Annotated in this window: 16 protein-coding genes; 5 read left to right on the forward strand and 11 right to left on the reverse strand. The window is 59.9% G+C overall.

The window, feature by feature from the left end:
- The first annotated feature begins 19 nt into the window (after positions 1-19).
- Positions 20-1,165: a ribonuclease D gene (gene rnd / locus FHW37_RS07665; protein ID WP_145634615.1), complete on the forward strand. Its 1,146-nt coding sequence runs from the start codon at positions 20-22 to the stop codon at positions 1,163-1,165.
- A 17-nt stretch (positions 1,166-1,182) separates the two neighbouring features.
- Here the strand turns inward: rnd and FHW37_RS07670 are convergent, their stop codons facing one another.
- The 3 genes from FHW37_RS07670 to FHW37_RS07680 form a co-directional block, all read right to left on the reverse strand.
- Positions 1,183-1,602 (reverse strand): type II toxin-antitoxin system VapC family toxin, encoded by a 420-nt coding sequence (locus tag FHW37_RS07670; RefSeq protein WP_145634616.1) that lies wholly within the window; start codon positions 1,600-1,602, stop codon positions 1,183-1,185.
- Positions 1,599-1,877, reverse strand: coding sequence for a FitA-like ribbon-helix-helix domain-containing protein (locus FHW37_RS07675; RefSeq protein WP_145634618.1), 279 nt, complete (start codon positions 1,875-1,877; stop codon positions 1,599-1,601). The genes FHW37_RS07670 and FHW37_RS07675 overlap by 4 nt, the downstream gene beginning before the upstream one ends.
- A gap of 87 nt (positions 1,878-1,964) precedes the next feature.
- Positions 1,965-2,372, reverse strand: coding sequence for a DUF2000 family protein (locus tag FHW37_RS07680; RefSeq protein WP_145634621.1), 408 nt, complete (start codon positions 2,370-2,372; stop codon positions 1,965-1,967).
- A 145-nt stretch (positions 2,373-2,517) separates the two neighbouring features.
- On the opposite strand from FHW37_RS07680, the gene FHW37_RS07685 reads away from it, so the two are divergent.
- The 3 genes from FHW37_RS07685 to FHW37_RS07695 all read left to right on the forward strand — a co-directional run bounded on the left by FHW37_RS07685 (position 2,518) and on the right by FHW37_RS07695 (position 6,416).
- A complete protein-coding gene (locus FHW37_RS07685; RefSeq protein ID WP_145635956.1) occupies positions 2,518-3,339 on the forward strand; it encodes an AraC family transcriptional regulator in 822 nt (273 codons plus the stop codon).
- A 135-nt stretch (positions 3,340-3,474) separates the two neighbouring features.
- On the forward strand, positions 3,475-4,830 hold the full coding sequence (locus FHW37_RS07690) for an esterase-like activity of phytase family protein (protein WP_145634623.1): 1,356 nt from the start codon (positions 3,475-3,477) through the stop codon (positions 4,828-4,830).
- 287 nt (positions 4,831-5,117) lie between these two features.
- Positions 5,118-6,416: an ATP-grasp domain-containing protein gene (locus tag FHW37_RS07695; RefSeq protein WP_210249278.1), complete on the forward strand. Its 1,299-nt coding sequence runs from the start codon at positions 5,118-5,120 to the stop codon at positions 6,414-6,416.
- A gap of 92 nt (positions 6,417-6,508) precedes the next feature.
- On the opposite strand, the gene FHW37_RS07700 is transcribed toward FHW37_RS07695, so the two are convergent.
- The 8 genes from FHW37_RS07700 to FHW37_RS07735 form a co-directional block, all read right to left on the reverse strand.
- Positions 6,509-7,510 carry an ABC transporter substrate-binding protein gene (locus FHW37_RS07700; RefSeq protein ID WP_145634625.1) on the reverse strand — a complete coding sequence of 334 codons (1,002 nt, stop codon included), beginning with the start codon at positions 7,508-7,510 and terminating at the stop codon, positions 6,509-6,511.
- Positions 7,511-7,713: 203 nt separating this feature from the next.
- Complete coding sequence (locus FHW37_RS07705; protein ID WP_145634628.1) at positions 7,714-8,430, reverse strand: hypothetical protein; 717 nt, start codon at positions 8,428-8,430, stop codon at positions 7,714-7,716.
- A 101-nt stretch (positions 8,431-8,531) separates the two neighbouring features.
- On the reverse strand, positions 8,532-9,707 hold the full coding sequence (locus FHW37_RS33920) for a hypothetical protein (protein WP_210249279.1): 1,176 nt from the start codon (positions 9,705-9,707) through the stop codon (positions 8,532-8,534).
- Positions 9,708-9,711: 4 nt separating this feature from the next.
- Positions 9,712-10,491: a helix-turn-helix transcriptional regulator gene (locus tag FHW37_RS07715; RefSeq protein WP_145634630.1), complete on the reverse strand. Its 780-nt coding sequence runs from the start codon at positions 10,489-10,491 to the stop codon at positions 9,712-9,714.
- 256 nt (positions 10,492-10,747) lie between these two features.
- Positions 10,748-12,268, reverse strand: a complete 1,521-nt coding sequence (gene ppx / locus FHW37_RS07720) for an exopolyphosphatase (protein WP_145634632.1) — start codon at positions 12,266-12,268, stop codon at positions 10,748-10,750.
- A 36-nt stretch (positions 12,269-12,304) separates the two neighbouring features.
- On the reverse strand, positions 12,305-14,491 hold the full coding sequence (locus tag FHW37_RS07725) for an RNA degradosome polyphosphate kinase (RefSeq protein ID WP_186458214.1): 2,187 nt from the start codon (positions 14,489-14,491) through the stop codon (positions 12,305-12,307).
- A 75-nt stretch (positions 14,492-14,566) separates the two neighbouring features.
- Complete coding sequence (gene hdaA, locus FHW37_RS07730) at positions 14,567-15,268, reverse strand: DnaA regulatory inactivator HdaA (RefSeq protein WP_145634634.1); 702 nt, start codon at positions 15,266-15,268, stop codon at positions 14,567-14,569.
- 19 nt (positions 15,269-15,287) lie between these two features.
- Entirely contained in the window at positions 15,288-16,469 is a 1,182-nt protein-coding gene (locus tag FHW37_RS07735) for an AI-2E family transporter (RefSeq protein WP_145634637.1), read from the reverse strand.
- A gap of 198 nt (positions 16,470-16,667) precedes the next feature.
- Between FHW37_RS07735 and purM the strand changes: the two genes are divergently transcribed.
- Positions 16,668-17,741, forward strand: coding sequence for a phosphoribosylformylglycinamidine cyclo-ligase (purM, locus tag FHW37_RS07740; protein WP_145634639.1), 1,074 nt, complete (start codon positions 16,668-16,670; stop codon positions 17,739-17,741).
- Positions 17,742-17,743: the final 2 nt, after the last annotated feature.

Consider the following 17,743-nt stretch of genomic DNA (forward strand, 5'->3'; position numbering starts at 1 on the left):
CCCGTATGCGAACGAGAAGATGATCGAAACCACTGCCGCTCTCGAGGAGGCCTGCGCCAAGCTGGCGCAATCGGACTTCATCACCATCGATACCGAGTTTTTGAGGGAAACGACCTTCTGGCCGGAGCTCTGCCTGATCCAGATGGCAAGCCCGACGCTGGAAGTGCTGGTCGATCCGCTGGCAAAAGGGCTGGACCTAAAGCCCTTCTTCGAGCTGATGGCCAATTCGGCAGTCGTGAAGGTGTTTCACGCTGCCCGCCAGGATATCGAAATCATCCACCATCTCGGCAATCTCGTGCCGCATCCGATCTTCGACACGCAGGTGGCCGCCATGGTCTGCGGCTTCGGCGATTCGGTTTCCTACGACCAGCTGGTCAACCGCATCAAGGGCGTGCAGATCGACAAGTCGTCGCGCTTCACCGACTGGAGCCGCCGACCACTGTCCGAAAAGCAGCTTGATTACGCGCTGGCCGACGTCACGCATCTGCGCGACGTCTATCTTTCCCTGAAAGAGCAGCTGGAGCGCGAAGGCCGCGCCCTGTGGCTGACCGAGGAAATGGCCGTGCTGGAATCGCCCGGCACATATGACCTGCATCCGGACGATGCCTGGCTGCGGCTGAAATCACGCCTGCGCAAGCCGGCGGAACTGGCCATCCTGAAATTCGTCGCCGCATGGCGCGAGCGCGAAGCCCGCAGCCGCAACGTGCCGCGTTCGCGCGTGCTGAAGGACGACGCGATCTATGAGATCGCCCAGCAGCAGCCGAAGGATACGGAAGCCCTGTCGCGCCTTCGCACCATTCCGAAGGGCTGGGAGCGTTCAGCTTCAGGCACCGCGATCATCGAGGCCGTCAATGCCGCGCTGGCGCTGCCGAAGGCTGAAATGCCGCATGCGCCGAAGCACGTACATGTGCCTGAGGGCACCGGTGCTGCCGTCGAGCTTTTGAAAGTTCTGCTGAAGCTGATCTCGGACAAGGAAGGCGTCGCTGCCAAGGTGATCGCCAATACCGACGATCTGGAAAAGATCGCGGCAGAAGGCGAAAATGCCGAAGTCGCCGCCCTTTCCGGCTGGCGCCGCGACCTCTTTGGCGAAACCGCGCTGAAACTGATCGGCGGCGGTGTCGGCCTGCGCTTCGTCAACAAGAAGGTCGAGGCGGTCGAGTTCTAGACCGCCCGCCTTTACTTCTAAATCTGCCAGGGATTGATGACCGGAATTCCGGCCGCTTCGAAGGGCGCCGTGTCGCGAGTGGCGACTATCGCACCCCGAGCCTGAGCAATAGAAGCAATCTGCCCATCGGCTATTAAGATCGCCCGCCCCTGAGCACGAGCGGCAGCAACAATACGGCCATAGGCATGAGCTGCAGCTTCGTCAAACGGCAGAATGCGACCGAAAAGGTAGCGATCAAATATGATCCTTGTCCCCTCGCGTAACGTCTCCTTCCTCCGGCCATCAGGAAGCTTCTCAATGCCGAACATGATTTCCGCGAGGCTGATGGCCGTCGTGTAGAGAGCGGCCTCCGGATAATTATCCAGCCAAGCTTGAACCTGCCGGTGACGATCCGTTTTGGCTATTTCCGAGACCACATTCGTATCGAGAACGATCACTCGAAAGACGGCCCCCAAGCCGGGGTCTGATCTCGCGAAAAGTCGATATCGGCAAGCTCTGGATATTTTTCGCCCAGCTGCCGAAGCGCCGTACCGAGCCCGACTTTCGGCTCATCTGCTGGACCGGCTTTCGCGTCGCTGCCAGCGATAGCCAAGGCATCCTCCAAAATGCGTTCCGCTTCCATCTCGGCTGTCGTGCCGTTCTCCGCGGCGCGCGCTTCGAGCGCCCGGCTGACCTCGTCGGACAGGTTTCTGATCGTGATGGCATTCATCATCGCACCTCCGACCTCATCGGTTATTGCGGCGGATGATATTCGCTCCTAGGCCTCTTTTCAACGCGAGCGATAAGAGCAGAGTCAGCCTCAGGCGTGCATCCTGGCACCCTTGGTGATCTTGTCGACGATCTTCTTGTCGGCCCTCAGCGCTAAACCGACCAATTTCGCATCCTCCGGCGAAAACTGCGCGAAAACCTCTCGATTGGCGGCGTCGTGACCGGTCGAGAACATTTCCTCGATATAGGCCGACGTGACGACCTCCCGCTCGAGCGAACGCCTGTGGATCGTCCGCAGGGTCTCCTGATCGGCCGAAAGCACGACGATCGGCTGGATGGTCAGCGGGTTGTAGACATTGCCCGCTGCATCCCGATATGCTTGCCCAATGATCGCAGGCGTCTGGGCGACGATGCCGCTCGTCAGGAAGGCGGTCACGTTGAGAGCCTGCCAGCCGGCAAGGTTTTCGCACAGAACGATGGCGATCTTGGTATCGAACATGAAGAAGAACTCCCTGGAAGGCTTTTCCAAACTGGATGGAACGGGACCCAACGAAGCGGGTCTCGGGGAGATAGCCGCCTGCGCGTCTGCCGGTATTGAACGTTTGTGCAAGCAGGAGGCCGCCCTAACACAGGGCGACGGCATTATCGAAAGCCCCGCTTTGGCCGGCATAGAGCGGATCGAGGCGCGTTTTCGTGGCAACGGATTTTCCCCGCATCGCCACGATACCTATGCGCTTGGCCTGACACTTTCCGGCGTCCAGACATTTCAATATCGCGGCGCCGGCCGCGCCAGCCTGCCCGGCAATATCATCGTACTGCACCCGGACGAATTGCATGACGGCGCGGCGGGCACGGAACAGGGCCTGACCTACCGCATGCTCTACCTGCCGCCGGAACGGCTGATCGAGGCAACCGGTGCGACAGCGCGCCAGAAAGACGCCCTGCCCTTCATTCCGAACCCGATCGTCGCAGACGAGGATTTTCGTCTGTGTCTTGCCGAGGCGCTGGACGATCTTGCTGCCGCTCCGCAGGAACTTCTGCTCGATGATCTCATCACCCGAATTTCGGCCGGCCTGTGGCGCAATGCCGATGACAGGCGCGGTGGCGGCTCAAGGGATGGCGGAATGGCATCCGAACGGGTCGCCCGGCAGGCCATGTTGCGCTGCCGGGATTTTCTCAGAGAAAATTTCGATGCCGCCGTTTCCTCTGCGGATCTGGAAAAGGTCGGCGGTCTCGACCGCTATCAGACAGCGCGGCATTTCCGAAAATTGTTCGGCACCAGCCCGCATCGTTACCTCGTCATGCGCAGGCTCGATCGTGCGCGGCATCTCCTGTCTGAGGGTGAGAGCCTGGCGCAGGTGGCAAGCGAAACCGGCTTTGCCGATCAGGCGCATTTCACCCGCCATTTCAAGAAGACATTCGGCATGACGCCGGGCCGCTGGATGGCGTTGAAGGCCTCCGCCTGAGCGCGAAATCTCTCCATTAGATTGTAAAAATCCCTTCATGGAAACTTCATCGGGGCGTTAATCTACCATCACGTGTCCGTCATGTGGCCCGCCTATCCGGTTGTCATTCCAGACCCGCCAACCACAGGTGATCCCATGACGAGACTTCTGCTTGCTTCCGTTGCTTTGGCTGCGCTTTTCGCCGGCGCCGCATCTGCCGACGACAAGGCCTTCACCGCAACGCTCGCCGGCCAGGCGATCCTGCCGGCCAACACGGTCGTTCCGGCGCCGGCCGACGCACCGGCCTCGCTCAAGACCTCCGGCAAGTTCACCACGCCGGATCGCAAGCGCACCGACAAGCTCGGCACCGTCGATGGCAAGGACGCAGCCCGTGTGACCGACATCAAGCTGCCGCTCGACGGCCAGCCGATCCAGGGTTTTTCGGGCATCAAGAAGATGGCTGACGGCACGTTCTGGACGCTTTCGGACAATGGTTTCGGCGCCAAGGCAAACTCCTCCGACGCCATGCTTTTCCTGCACCAGATCAAGTTCGACTGGGCCGGCAATAAGGTTGATGTCGTCAAGAACATCTTCCTCTCCGACCCGAATAAGATCGCGCCCTTCCCGATCGTGACCGAAGCGACCGACACGCGCTACCTGACCGGCGCCGATTTCGACATCGAGTCGATCCAGCCGGTCGCTGACGGTTTCTGGCTCGGCGAGGAATTCGGTCCCTATCTGATCAAGGTCGATATGGAAGGCCGCCTGACCGACGTGTTCGCAACCACGGTCGATGGCAAGCCGGTCACCTCGCCCGACAATCCGCTGATCCAGCTGCCGGGCACGCCGGTCGCAAAAATGCCGGCCTTCAATCTGAAGCGCTCGGGCGGCTTTGAAGGCCTTGCGATGTCGAAGGATGGTTCGAAGCTTTATGGTCTTCTCGAAGGCCCGATCTTTGTCGACGGCCAGATGGAGCAGGTGGACGGCAAGACCGCGATCCGCGTCATCGAATTCGATACCGCCGCCAAGAAATGGACCGGCCGCTCCTGGCTCTATCCGTTCGCCGATAAGGGTATCGCGATCGGCGATTTCAACATGATCGATGAGACGACCGCCCTCGTCATCGAGCGCGACAATGGTGCCGGCACGAAGGACAAGGCCTGCGCCGATCCGAAGCAGCCGAAGCCGGATTGCTTCGAAGCCCCGGCCGAGCTGAAGCGCGTCTACAAGATCGAATTCAACGACGCCAATGTCGGCAAGGCCGTCCGCAAGATCGGCTATATCGACCTGCTCGACATCAAGGACCCGAACAACAAGAAGAAAGCCGGCTCCAAGGATGGCATCTATGACATGCCGTTCGTGACGATCGAAAATGTCGATGTCGTCGACCCGACGCATATCGTCATCGGCAATGACAACAACCTGCCCTTCTCGGCCGGCCGCGCCGTCGACAAGGCTGACGATAACGAATTCAGCCTGCTGGAAGTCGGCGAATTCCTCTCGGCCAAGTAACGATCTCAAATCGGAAAAGAAGAGCGTCCGGCGCAAGCTGGGCGCTCTTTGCATTTCCGGCCGGATTTTGCGGTCCTCCGAGCGCCTTCATGAAATAGATTTAACGATCATGCGAACTCCCGCTCATCGGGAACAGGCCACGGTCTGGCGCGACACGCTTCAAAGCCTGAGTCGCGACACCAATCGGGGCGACGCATGTTCTATATTTTCTCAATTTCCAAAGACCTTTTTTCAGTCCTGCGGGCATCAGCAGAGGGGACGCAAGACCGCCTTGCGGGTGACCGATAATGTCGGTGGCTGTTACGACCGGCCACGATAGCGGACCTCCTGTGACACGAGAGGATCCGGAGCTTAGGCGTGACTTCGGCGGCGGTATCATCGGCATACATGCGATCGTGCAGATGGCCTTCGACAGGGCTGATTTTTCACCGCTCTGGAACATGCTGATGCAACGTGTCCAAGCCAACCCGTTCGACGCCGCTGCAATCTTCGACATCGCCACCATATTGCAGAGCCTCGGGCGAACCCGCGAAGCACGCCAAACGCTCGACACGGCTCTTTCACTGCGGCGGAATTTCTGCAGCGTGCATGGTGAAGGCACGGGCCTGAAGCTGCTGGCCTTCGTGACGGCGGGCGATTTCATGGCCAACACGCCGCTGGATTTTCTTCTGGTCGGTAGCGACTGCGTGCTTCATCTCCACTATGTCGATGCGCAGACACAAACGCTGGACAACCTGCCGGACCATGACGTCGCCTTCATGGCGATTGCCGAATCGACAGATAACCTGCCGGTTCTGCGCCATATGGTGGATCTGCTGTCCCTCTATACCGGCACAATCATCAATAACCGTCCCGCGCTCGTTGCGGGCCTGACCCGAGACGGCGTCAGCGCCATGCTGGCAAACGAACCCTCCATCCTGTCCCCCGCGACCTTTCGCCTGTCGCGGGATGTGCTGATGGACATTGCCTGCGGGGAAAAGGCGCTTGCCGACGTCGCGCCAGAGCTTTCCTTCCCGCTCGTTCTGCGACCGGTCAGCACCCATGCCGGCGAAGGCATGCAGAAGATTGCCGATCCCGGCGAATTGATTGCCATGCTGGCGAGCCAAACGGCTGAGCAGCTTTATGCCGCGCCTTTCATCGATTTTCGTGGCAGCGACGGACTTTATAACAAGCAGCGCGTCGTGTTCATCAAGGGCCGGCCATTCGCCAGTCATATGGCTCTCTCAGATCACTGGATCGTTCATTATCTCAGTTCCGGCATGATGACCGACGCCGCGAAACGGGATGTCGAACGCATCTGGATGGAGACCTTTGACCAAGATTATGCGGTCCGGCATGCGGATGCGTTTTCGGCCCTCTACCGCCATATCGGGCTCGATTATTTCGGCATCGATTGCGCCGAACTGCCGGACGGGCGGCTGCTGGTTTTCGAGGTGGATGTCGCCATGGTCGTCCACAACATGGATAGCCCGACGGTGTTTCCTTACAAACACGTTGCCATGCGCAAGCTGTTCGACGCCTTCATTCGGGCGTTCGATCCGGCACGGGCGGAGGATTTTCTGACGACCAGTGAAACCACGGCGTAAGCGAAAAGAATGCCGCCCTGGCAGGCCGGGGCGGCACATTCGTCAGGCTTCATCGCCTGCATTATCGGTTTCGAGCGGTGAAAACCGCGGGCTCAAAGCGCAGCTTTGACCTTTTCCGCGACTTCCGGGCTGACCCACTGCGTCCAGACTTCCGGCCGGTTCTTCATGAAATAACGGGCCGCATCGTCATTGGTGCCCTGGTTGTCGACCTGCCAGGCAAGGATGCTGTTGACCGTGTCATTGGTCCATTTGCGCTTCTTCAGGTAATCCATGGCAATACCCGCCTTTTCGGCGAACTGCTTTGTCACGACGCTGTAGACGGCCGAGACCGGATAGGAATTGACCTTCGGGTTGGCGCAATCCGTCACAGACGTGCAGGCATCCCATTCGGTCTTGTCATGCGGCACGCCGAAGGAGAGCTTGACCATCTGATACTTGCCGAGGATCGCGGTCGGCGACCAGTAATAACCGAGCCAGCCGGTCTTGTTCTCGAAGGCGCGGGTGATCGTGCCGTCGAGTGCGGCACCGGAACCGGTCTCGACCAGTTCAAATCCCTTCTTCTCTGCGCCGAGCGCGCGATAAAGATTGCCGAGCGAGGACTGGCACTGCCAGCCGGGCGGGCAATTGTAGATGGCGGCCTTGGACTTGTCGTCCGGCGCCGGAAAGAGCTCGGGATGCTCCAGCGCCTGCTGCACGGTCTTGATATCCGGGTGGGCGTCGGCCAGGAATTTCGGGATCCACCAGCCATCGACGCCGCCTTCCGACAGGATATCGGCGGCAATCACCAGCCGACCTTCGCCAACGGCCTTGTCGAGCGGCGTGCGCACGGCATTGATCCAGAGTTCCGGCGCGATATCCGGCTGGCCCTTTTCGTTCATGGAGGTAAAGGTCGGCAGCGTATCGCCGGTGACGAGCTCGACCGAGCAGCCATACCCTTCCTGGAGGATGATCTTGTCGACATTGGCCGCGACGCCGGCAGAGGCCCAGTTCATCTCGGCAATCGTCACCGTGCCGCAATCGGCAGCATGGGCGTTACCGGCAAGGGCGTAAAGGGATGCGGCAAAGGCGGCTGCAGCCACCAGTTTGTTCTTCATGTTCAAGACCTCCAGGCCTCAGGCGTTGGCAATATTCTGATCGGGCGCCGCCCGCGGAGAAACTCCGCCGGCCAGGCACGCGCCATCGCCATAAGTCAGCGAGATAACGTTTACATTACGCCCGGCTAAATACCGGCGCCTGCCCACAGGAAAGATGGCGTCCTCAAGCTCGCGTATCGACACGCCAGGAACTAGAGCCTGCTTCACGAGGCATGCCCCTGCTTTATGAGCAGCGAGACGAGATCGGCATCGCCAGGGACAATCGTACCCCACGAATTTCCGCCCCATTCCCAACCTGTGTTCATGTCGAATGACAGAGAACGCTGCTGCTCCCGATCCACGGAGACAAGCAATGCCTGACTGCAGGAGCCACCATGCCCCGCAGATGGCGTATACTTTTCCAATGCCGTTCCCGGGTTCGCTGGCTGGGTCGTGAAGAGCAGAAGACAGCGAGGTAAGGGCGTCGCGACATTGATCTGATGACCGTAAAGAGGAACCGCATAGATTGGCGCCGGAACGTCGGAGCCCAGGACCATACGCGACAGACCGGAGGTAAACTGGTGTCCGGTCTCGTTTATCATGGTGATTGCGGACAACACGCCTTCGGATTTGACCTCTCCTCCACCACCCGCATGAACCAAGAAAGTCTCTCCTGGTTCAACGACCGTTTCAAATCCAGGCGCGATCACTCGACCAGCACGAATGGGGCTAGAGGATGTGTAAGCCCCAACCGACAGCGACCATTCCAATGCCATCCGTGGCATGATGTCTCGAGTTGAAAAGGCAACCGTCGGACGCGCCGCTGCGTTGGCCATTGCCGTCGCAAAAAGCAGGCTGAGGGAATACCCTCCCTTCAAGAGTGCATCGACCGTGGCCGAAGAGAGGGCGATATCGACGATATAGGTGGCTTTGGTCGCCATATGACAATCTCCGCGCCTTCGGAAAGACCTGTGCGCTGTCGCGAAGACAAACGGCAGCGCAGCGCACGACCGTTTGTCCTGTTCATTCCCGGAGGTTCTGATCAGGCTGCGTCGATCAGCAGCGGTACGACATTCGAGTCCGCCTCGACCTTCTGAGCCCAGCTATATCCTCCCCACGACCATCCCTTGTTGATGTCGAATGACACCGCCCTGTGGGTGCTGCTCGTGAGGTCGATCAGGATGCTCTGGCTGTAGGCCTGCTCGATCACGGTTCCGGTGTTCACCACCTTGGTCGAAAAGGTGAGAAGCACCTTCTGAATAGGAACCATGGCATCCAGGCCGTTGCCATAAAGGGGGAACGCGCACAGCGGCTGGGCAGTGCCTTCGACGACTTCGGAAATACCGCAGGTCATCTGATCCGTGGTGAGATTGAGAATAGAGATATTGCCCGGATCACCCTCAACGACATTGCCGGAACCCTGCGGTGTCTGAACCTTGAGCTTCTGGCCGAGGTTGATGTTGTACGGGGTCAAACCCTTGATCTGCCCGTTGGGGATGATCTCAGATCGGGATGTATAGGCCTGGTACTGGATTTCCCAGCTGACATCCGTCTCCGTTCCGTAATCGGCTGACTTGAACCAGACGAGCGGCCTGCCTCCCCCCATATTCGCCTGAACACCTTTGAAACCGTAGAGCAGGTAATTGCCGTTGGAGAGAGCGGTAACTGTCGCATCCGTCATCTGAATAGCGACGCCATAACTCGTGGCGCCGAGAAGATTGCCCATTGTCGGTTCCAGCGGTCCGAAAGACCGGTCCGCCGGACCATCGGATGATGTTGCCGCAGCGACTTTTCCCGCGACCCACATGACGCTCAGTCCCTTGAAACCGAGCTGGGAGCCTGCAAATTCCAGGGGGTTGATCGCCATATCGCCAGGTCCCTTGGCGATCACCCGCTTGGTTGAGGCCTCTTCATATATGTAAAGATTGGGATCATATACCTCCGGATTACTCTGATTTTCCCCGGCCTTTTTGATGATATTATGCACGTCACCCTTGTGGATGTTTTTCGACATGCACTCGAAATAATAGGCGCCCTTTGCCATGGCAAAGCCCTCTCCTGGTTGATGTGAAAGATATTGGTCCGGACACGGACTTTCGTTTTGGAACCGGCCCGATGCCCGGCAGTTCTTCTGCTTCCCGGAGAATGCGAAGCCTGTTCGCATCCCAGAGTTGCCACACCAATCTACGCAACCATTGGTTATTTTCTTTTGGCGCAATCACTCATGCTTGTGATCGCATCATCATCCGGCGATACGCGCTTGGAGAGAGCCCCCTGCTCTGCCGGAAAGCCGTGGCGAAATTTGCCGGCTCGCCGTAACCGACTGCAAAGCCGATCTCACCGATGGAAAGCGTCGAGGTTCGTAGCAGCCTTGCGGCCTCATCGAGCCTCCGCTCCCGCAACCAGGCGTATGGACCTATGCCCAGGACATTCCTGAAGGCGCGCGTCAGCGAGTTGTGATTTGAACCCATATGCCGGGCCAGAGCATGCAGGGAAAACTCGGCCACGATATCCTTGACCAGGAAGGCGCATGTGTCGTTGACCAGCTTGCGCTCCTTTGCTGTGGCGCGGTGCGAGCTGCCGGCGTCTATCGCCTCCGCGAACGATGCTTCTGGAAGCGGCCAGCGAAGGACACGGAAAGCGGCAACGGTACCGAGGCGTGTCGCCAGCTCCATGGCAAGAAAAGGATAATAGACAATATCGCTGAAACCGGCCGCAAAAAGCGCCGCCCGTTCCTTGTGTCCGCTGTTCACGACAGCCAGAACAGGGATGCCGCTATGCCGGCACTGGGCGAGAAGTTGCGGTGAAGCCCGTTTGCCGGTGTCGATCTCGACCATGTCGGCAAGGATGACCAGATCCTTTTCATCGCCGCTGAGCCCCAGCTTGCCCGATGCCGAAATCTCACCGCGGCACCCTTCGAGCACCGCCATATTGGCCATGAATTCCTCGGCCCGTTGCTCGGCGGCGCATACGAAATGCACGCGAAGGCCGTAGTCGGGCATCGCGACCTATCCTGTTTCAACAATAGTCGGTAACGGCGGCTACGGTTGAGAGGAATAAAACCCAAACACCCAAAAGCAACCTAGGATTTTCATCCTAGATGAAGAACAAAAGAAGTACAACTTTAGATTTTACGAAGTTGCAAAAAACTGCCCGAGGCAGCATATGCGAACACGTCTCAGACGCGCGGAAAGGATGCAGACCGCCTTGCCCGACTGAATTCATCGCGGCAGGACGGCCCTCACAACCGATATGGGACTATTCGAAAACGAAAGCGAGCCGCTTGCCGGTCAGCTTCGCAAGCTGCTGCAGCCGGCCGTCCAGCCGTTCGCCGGCGAAACTGGCATAGGCGTGCGGCACGACGAATTCGAGGTCGAGATCCGGGGATGCCGAATGCCGGAAGGTCAGATGGTTGACGATGCCGGGCATGGAGGCCGAGAACAGATAGACCACCCGCAGCAGGCCGCCGAGTAGCTTTGCCAGATCGAGCAGGCGCGGCGTGCCGATCGTGGCAAGTGGCCCGGTCGCGCCGTCATCATTCAGACCTTCGAAGCGATAATAATTGGCGAGCGCCAGATAGGCGCGGCCGGCATGGGTGATGCCGACGAAGGACGAATGGGCAATGACATTCAGTGCCTGGGCGCCGCGATAATCGGGATGGGCGCGCCAGCTGATATCGGCGAGAAGGCAGGCAGCCTGACGGTAGCGGCCTTCCTCTTCCGTCTCGGTAATGCCGAAGAACGGCACCATGCGGCCGGTCCAGTCGGCAAGCTCGCGGGCGTGCTCCGGTGACCGGGCGCGCAGAATTGCCAGCTGGTCGGCGGCGACGAGAAGCGGATCGGCTTCACGCTCATCGTCCGGCATCAGCGAATAGAGGTAACCTTCGCGCACGCCTTGGGCGGAGAAGGTGACCGAAGCGGGCTTCATGACGCTCAGCACTTCCTGCATGGCGATTGCGCCATAGGGGAGAAGTGAGCGGCGGCTCTTGGAAACGGCCTGCCAGGCGGGATCCTTCGAATCCTTGGCGGCGATCACCTCTTCAAGGAAGCGCTGCATTTCGGCGAGCGGCAATTCGTAACCCTGCATCATGTGCAGCGGGTACTTGGTGATTTCCATATGCAGCTTGGCGATGTTTCGCCATGTGCCGCCGACGGCGTAAAAGGTGCGGCCTTCGCCCTTTTCCAGAAAACGCGCCGTCTTCACCTGCTTGCGAGCAAAGGTGCGTGCCTTGGAAAGCGAATTGCCGGAGGATTCCGACAGGCGCAGGCCGCCGAGCGGCAGCGTGATGCCCTTGCCGAAGTCATGTCCCTTGATGTCGATCAGTTCCAGCGATCCGCCGCCGAGATCACCGGCAACGCCATCCACATCGTGGAAGCCGCTGATAACGCCGAGCGCAGAATATTTGGCCTCTTCCTCACCGGAAAGGACCTGAACCGGCTGGCCCAGAATTTCTTCGGCAGCGCGGATGAAATCGGGACCATTGGAGGCTTCGCGGGCGGCAGCTGTCGCCAGCACGTAGACATGCGTGGCGCGGGCCTGGACGGAGAGCGCGTGAAAACGCTTCAGCGCGCCGAGTGCACGGGCGACACCTTCGTCGTCCATGCGGCCGTTCGCACCCAGTCCCTTTCCGAGCCCGCACAGGACCTTCTCGTTGAAGAGAATGGTCGGCGCACGCGAAAGGCCTTCGTAGATAACCACGCGAACCGAATTCGAGCCGATATCGATGACGGAAACGGGGGCAATGCCGGGAAGGCGCCCCTGGGCTTCAGATCGTACCATACTGCCTATTTCTTGAATTGGGCTTTTATTAACGGGCTACTTCTTACGTCCCGACATCACGCCGGCGATCAGTTTCGGTGCGCTCGATTTCAGGGCCTCACCACGACCGGAAAGGCTGGGATTGGTCATGAAATACTGCTGCGCGTTGAACGGTTCCTCGCCCTTGCGCACCTCCATGCGCCTCGACGTACCGTCGGGCAATATCTCGTAGCTCTGCTGGTTGTCAATGAGATTGCCCAGCATAATCTGGGATAGAACCTGCTCATGCACAGTCGGGTTCAACAGCGGCACCAGCGTTTCCACACGACGATCGAGGTTGCGCGGCATCATGTCGGCCGAGCCGATATAGACCAACGCCTTGTCGGACGGCAGGCCATAACCATTGCCGAAGCAGAAGATGCGGCTGTGTTCGAGGAAGCGCCCGACGATGGATTTGACGCGGATATTTTCGGACAGGCCGGCCACCTGCGGGCGCAGGCAGCAGATGCCGCGCACGACCAGATCGACCTCCACCCCTGCCCGGCTGGCGCGGTAAAGCGCATCGATGATTTCCGGATCGACCAGCGAATTCATCTTCATCCAGATCGCCGCCGGCTTGCCGGCCTTGGCGTGGCAGATCTCTTCCTCGATATGGCGCAGGATACGCGGCCGCAGCGTATAGGGCGAGACGGCCAGCTTCATGCTTTCGGTCGGCTCGCCGTAACCGGTGATGAAGTTGAAGATATTCGCCATGTCATGGGCGATCTTCGGATTGCAGGTGAAGAAGGACAGGTCGGTGTAAATCTTCGCCGTGACCGGGTGATAATTGCCGGTGCCGAGATGGCAATAGGTCCTGAGCTTGCCGTCTTCACGGCGCACGACCATCGACATTTTCGCGTGGGTCTTGAGTTCGATGAAGCCGAACACGACCTGCACGCCGGCGCGTTCAAGGTCGCGCGCCCAGCGGATATTGGCCTCCTCATCGAAACGCGCCTTGAGCTCGACCAGCGCCGTCACCGACTTGCCCATTTCGGCCGCATCGATCAGCGCCCGGACGATCGGGCTGTCGTTGGAGGTTCTGTAGAGGGTTTGCTTGATCGCAAGCACGTCCGGATCGCGCGCCGCCTGAAGCAGGAACTGCACCACCACGTCGAAGCTTTCGTACGGATGGTGGACCACCATGTCCTTTTCGCGAATGGCGGCGAGGCAGTCTCCGGCGTGTTCACGGACGCGCTCGGGAAATCGCGCATTGTAGCTTTCGAAGCGCAGATCGTCGCGCGGCGCCTTGGCGATTTCAGACAGTGTGTTGAGGGCCAGAAGGCCCGGCAGAACCGCGACGCGATTGTCCGGCACGCCGAGTTCCTGAACCACGAACTGGCGCAGCGAGGCGGGCATTTCGCTATCCGTCTCGATGCGGATGACCTTACCACGGCGGCGGCGCTTCAGCGCCGTCTCGAAGAAGCGCACGAGGTCTTCAGCCTCTTCTTCGACTTCAATATCGCTGTCGCGGATGATGCGGAACGTGCCGGCACCCCTCACCTCGTAACCGGGGAAAAGCCGGTCGGTGAACATGCCGACCACGTCTTCCAGCGTGATGTAACGCACCGTCGCGCCATCATCCGGCAGGCGAATGAAGCGGTCGAGCGTCGTCGGCAGGCGCAACAGGCCGGTCATCGGCTCCTTGCCATGCAGGCTGTGCAGCTGCAGGCCCATGGAGAAGCCGAGGTTCGGAATGAACGGGAAAGGATGCGCCGGGTCGATCGCAAGCGGCGTCAGAACCGGGAAGAGATCGTCCTCGAAATCGGTCGCGAGCCAGGTCTTGTCCTCGGTCGAAAGTGCTGCCGGGCGGACGATCAGGATATCTTCCTGGGCGAGATATTGCTGGAGGACGGCAAGCGAAGCCTGCTGTTCCATCTGCAGATTGTCGATCTCCTGCAGGATCTCTTCCAGCTGCTCGACCGGCGTCTTGCCATCGGGGCTGCGGATGGCGATGTTCTGCCGGACCTGACCTTCGAGGCCGGCGACGCGGACCATGAAAAATTCATCGAGGTTGGCGGCCGAAATCGACAGGAAGCGAATGCGCTCCAGAAGCGGATGGGCGGTGTTCAGCGTTTCCTCGAGAACACGGCGATTAAACTGCAGCCAGGAAAATTCGCGGTTGATGAAGCGATGCGGGCTCGTCAGCAAGTCCTCGGCGGCATCGGCCACCGGCGCCGTTTCCGGCTGCTGCTGCATTTCCGTCATCGATTCCATCTCATCCATTCCAGTGCATGTCCTCTGCTTGGCCCCTGCCCCACTTTGACGAGGGAATTGTCACAGTCAATCGCCGGTTCCGGCATTTCCGAAATCGCTCAGGACTTCGGCCGCCAGCACCCGGTTTATCTTCGTGCCGCGCGAGAGCGCCAGCCGGTCGAGCCGGTCGACGATCGCCTGCGCCGCACCGAGTGACCGCTCCATCCGCGCAACAATATAAGCGACGAGCTTGTCATCGATATAAAGCTGGCGGTCGGAAAACAGTTTTACGATCACCTGGGCGAGCAGCTCCTCATCCGGTTCGCCGATCTCGACCACGGTCGCCGCCTTGAGGCGCGATTTCAGGTCGGGCAGCGTCACGGACCAGGAAGCCGGCCACAGGCGCGATGTCATCAGCAGACTGTGGCCATTTTCGCGCACGCTGTTGATGACGTGAAACAATTCCGTCTCGTCGAAGCCGCGCCGATCTGCATCCTCGAACAGGACGGGACCGGAAGCAGCGATGACCGCGGCCTCGGAACCGGCAAGCGGATGGATGTCGCGGGCTGCCGCCCGTTCCTGCCAGATATGCGCCAGATGCGATTTGCCAGACCCGACCGGGCCGGCAAGGATAACGACCGGCGACGGCCATGCCGGCCATTCGTCGACGATCGAAACGGCGGCCGCAAGGCGCTCGGAGACGAGAAGGTCGTCACGCCCCCTCGCCGCATCATGGGTGAATTGCAGCGGCAGCTGCTCGGTCTTGCGACGCTCGTCAGTCTCGGTCATCGGTGTTTTTTTTCGAACTTCAGCTTTTCGGATTTTCGCTGTGGGAAGCATCGATCCGCTGCAGCGTGGCGGCTTCATGGCTCACCACCTGCTGCTGATCGTCTTCCCAGGGCAGGTCCATGGACCGCCCGTAATAGATGTCGCTGTCAAGATATCGCGACAGGGCGAAACGGACAAGCACGCCGACAACGGCTGCGGCCGGAACCGCGATCAGCAGACCGACGAAACCGAACATCGCGCCAAAGGCAAACAGCGCGAACATCAGCCAGACCGGGTGCAGGCCGACGCTCTGGCCGACGAGTTTCGGCTGCAGAATATTGCCTTCGAGGAACTGGCCGGAGAAGAAGACGCAGGCGACTGCGATGATCCACGGATAATCCGGCCAGAACTGCACGACGGCGACACCGACAGCGAGAATCAGACCGATGGTCGAGCCGATATAAGGGATGAAGGAGATCATGCCCGAGATGAAGCCGATCAGCAGGCCGAAGTTAAGCCCGACCAGCGACAGGCCGACGGCGTAATAGATGCCGAGAATGAGGCAGAGCGAGCCCTGGCCGCGGATGAAGCCGGCGACGGACTCATCCATCTCGCGGGCGATCTCGCGTACGACGACGGTCTGGTCACGCGGGATCCAGCTGTCGACCTTGGAGACCATGCGGTCCCAGTCGAGCAGGAGATAAAAGGCGACGACGGGGGTGACGATCAGCAGCGAGACGACATCGACGATCGCCTTGCCGGAATTCCAGATCTGCGCGAACAAAGTGCCGATAAAACCGGCGCCCTGGCTCAGGACCTCGGTAAAATTCTGCTTGATCGTATCGATCTGGCTGGTGACCCAGCTTGGCAGGAAGGAACTCTGCGGGCTCGACAGGATCTGCTGCAGCTCGGAAATATAACCCGGCATGGCGGCTGCGAACTGTGTGAACTGGTTGATGATGATCGGGATGACCAGCATCAGCGACAGCGCGAAGACGAGCACGAAACAGACGAGGATAACGACCGTCGCCATGGTGCGGCTCAGGCCGCGGCGTTCCAGCCAGTCGGCCACCGGATCAAGGAAATAGGCCAGCGCCATGCCCGCCACGAAGGGGAGCAGAATGGACGAGAAGAACCAGACGAAAAGAATGAAGCCGACAAGTATACCCATCCAGAACAGGATATGGCGCTTGAGTGTCGCGCCACTGATTTGATGAGGCATGTCTGCTCCTTGATTGCTTTGGACTTAGGCCCGGATAGGCATATGAGGGGCATATAGGGTAAGGTCAAGTTTGCAGGAGGGGCGGAAGGCCGCAGCTGTGAAAAGCCTTCAAAACCCGCCTCAACGCTTGCATATCGGGGCGTCCCGTGCAATTGGCGGCGTTAAAACATACCCTTGGGTCCCCACCGGAGAAATGAGATGAGCGAGCCGGGCAAAAACGGTCTCACCTATAGCGATGCTGGCGTCGATATCGATGCGGGCAACCTGATGGTGGAAAAGATCAAGCCGGCCGTGCGCTCCACACGCCGTCCGGGCGCCGATGGCGAGATCGGCGGCTTCGGCGGCTTGTTCGACCTGAAGGCCGCCGGCTTCAAGGATCCGATCCTCGTTGCCGCCAATGACGGCGTCGGCACCAAGCTGAAGATCGCCATCGACGCGGATTTCCACGACACTGTCGGCATCGACCTCGTTGCGATGTGCGTCAACGATCTCGTCGTGCAGGGTGCCGAACCGCTGCTCTTCCTCGACTATTTTGCCACCGGCAAGCTCGATCCCGACCAGGGTGCGGCGATCGTCAAGGGCATTGCCGCCGGCTGTGTTGAATCCGGCTGTGCGCTGATCGGCGGCGAGACCGCCGAAATGCCGGGCATGTATTCCGATGGCGATTATGACCTTGCCGGCTTTGCCGTCGGTGCGGCCGAACGCGGCCAGCTTCTGCCGGCCGGCGATATCGCTTCCGGCGACATCATTCTCGGCCTCACCTCTTCCGGTGTTCATTCCAACGGCTTTTCGCTGGTGCGCAAGATCGTTTCGCTTTCCGGTCTCGCTTGGGATGCCCCTGCCCCGTTCGCGGACGGCAAGGCGCTCGGCGAAGCGCTGCTGACGCCGACCCGCATCTATGTGAAGCCGCTCCTGAAGGCGATCCGCGAAACGGGTTCGCTGAAGGCGCTCGCCCACATCACCGGCGGCGGTTTTCCGGAAAACATTCCGCGCGTGCTGCCGAAGCATCTGGCAGCCGAAATCGATCTCGCTTCCATCCCGGTTCCGGCCGTGTTCTCGTGGCTGGCCAAGACCGGCGGCGTCGAAGCCAAGGAAATGCTGCGCACCTTCAACTGCGGCGTCGGCATGATCGTCGTCGTTGCGGCTGAAAACGTGAAGGCCGTGACCGACGTACTGACGGCCGAAGGCGAAGTCGTCTTGCCACTCGGCCGCATGGTCGATCGCACCGAGGGCGAAGCCGGCGTCATCTACAAGGGCACGCTCGGCCTGTGAGC

Origin of the sequence: Neorhizobium alkalisoli (genome assembly GCF_007829835.1) — a bacterium.
Taxonomy (GTDB): domain Bacteria; phylum Pseudomonadota; class Alphaproteobacteria; order Rhizobiales; family Rhizobiaceae; genus Neorhizobium.

Excerpts from the sequence above, each read along its gene's own strand:
- rnd (WP_145634615.1), top strand. The coding sequence starts at position 20 with ATGATCGAAACCACTGCCGCTCTCGAGGAGGCCTGCGCCAAGCTGGCG.
- FHW37_RS07675 (WP_145634618.1), bottom strand. The coding sequence starts at position 1,877 with ATGATGAATGCCATCACGATCAGAAACCTGTCCGACGAGGTCAGCCGG.
- FHW37_RS07680 (WP_145634621.1), bottom strand. The coding sequence starts at position 2,372 with ATGTTCGATACCAAGATCGCCATCGTTCTGTGCGAAAACCTTGCCGGC.
- FHW37_RS07690 (WP_145634623.1), top strand. The coding sequence starts at position 3,475 with ATGACGAGACTTCTGCTTGCTTCCGTTGCTTTGGCTGCGCTTTTCGCC.
- FHW37_RS07695 (WP_210249278.1), top strand. The coding sequence starts at position 5,118 with ATGTCGGTGGCTGTTACGACCGGCCACGATAGCGGACCTCCTGTGACA.
- FHW37_RS07700 (WP_145634625.1), bottom strand. The coding sequence starts at position 7,510 with ATGAAGAACAAACTGGTGGCTGCAGCCGCCTTTGCCGCATCCCTTTAC.
- FHW37_RS07705 (WP_145634628.1), bottom strand. The coding sequence starts at position 8,430 with ATGGCGACCAAAGCCACCTATATCGTCGATATCGCCCTCTCTTCGGCC.
- FHW37_RS07715 (WP_145634630.1), bottom strand. The coding sequence starts at position 10,491 with ATGCCCGACTACGGCCTTCGCGTGCATTTCGTATGCGCCGCCGAGCAA.
- ppx (WP_145634632.1), bottom strand. The coding sequence starts at position 12,268 with ATGGTACGATCTGAAGCCCAGGGGCGCCTTCCCGGCATTGCCCCCGTT.
- FHW37_RS07725 (WP_186458214.1), bottom strand. The coding sequence starts at position 14,491 with ATGACGGAAATGCAGCAGCAGCCGGAAACGGCGCCGGTGGCCGATGCC.
- hdaA (WP_145634634.1), bottom strand. The coding sequence starts at position 15,268 with ATGACCGAGACTGACGAGCGTCGCAAGACCGAGCAGCTGCCGCTGCAA.
- FHW37_RS07735 (WP_145634637.1), bottom strand. The coding sequence starts at position 16,469 with ATGCCTCATCAAATCAGTGGCGCGACACTCAAGCGCCATATCCTGTTC.
- purM (WP_145634639.1), top strand. The coding sequence starts at position 16,668 with ATGAGCGAGCCGGGCAAAAACGGTCTCACCTATAGCGATGCTGGCGTC.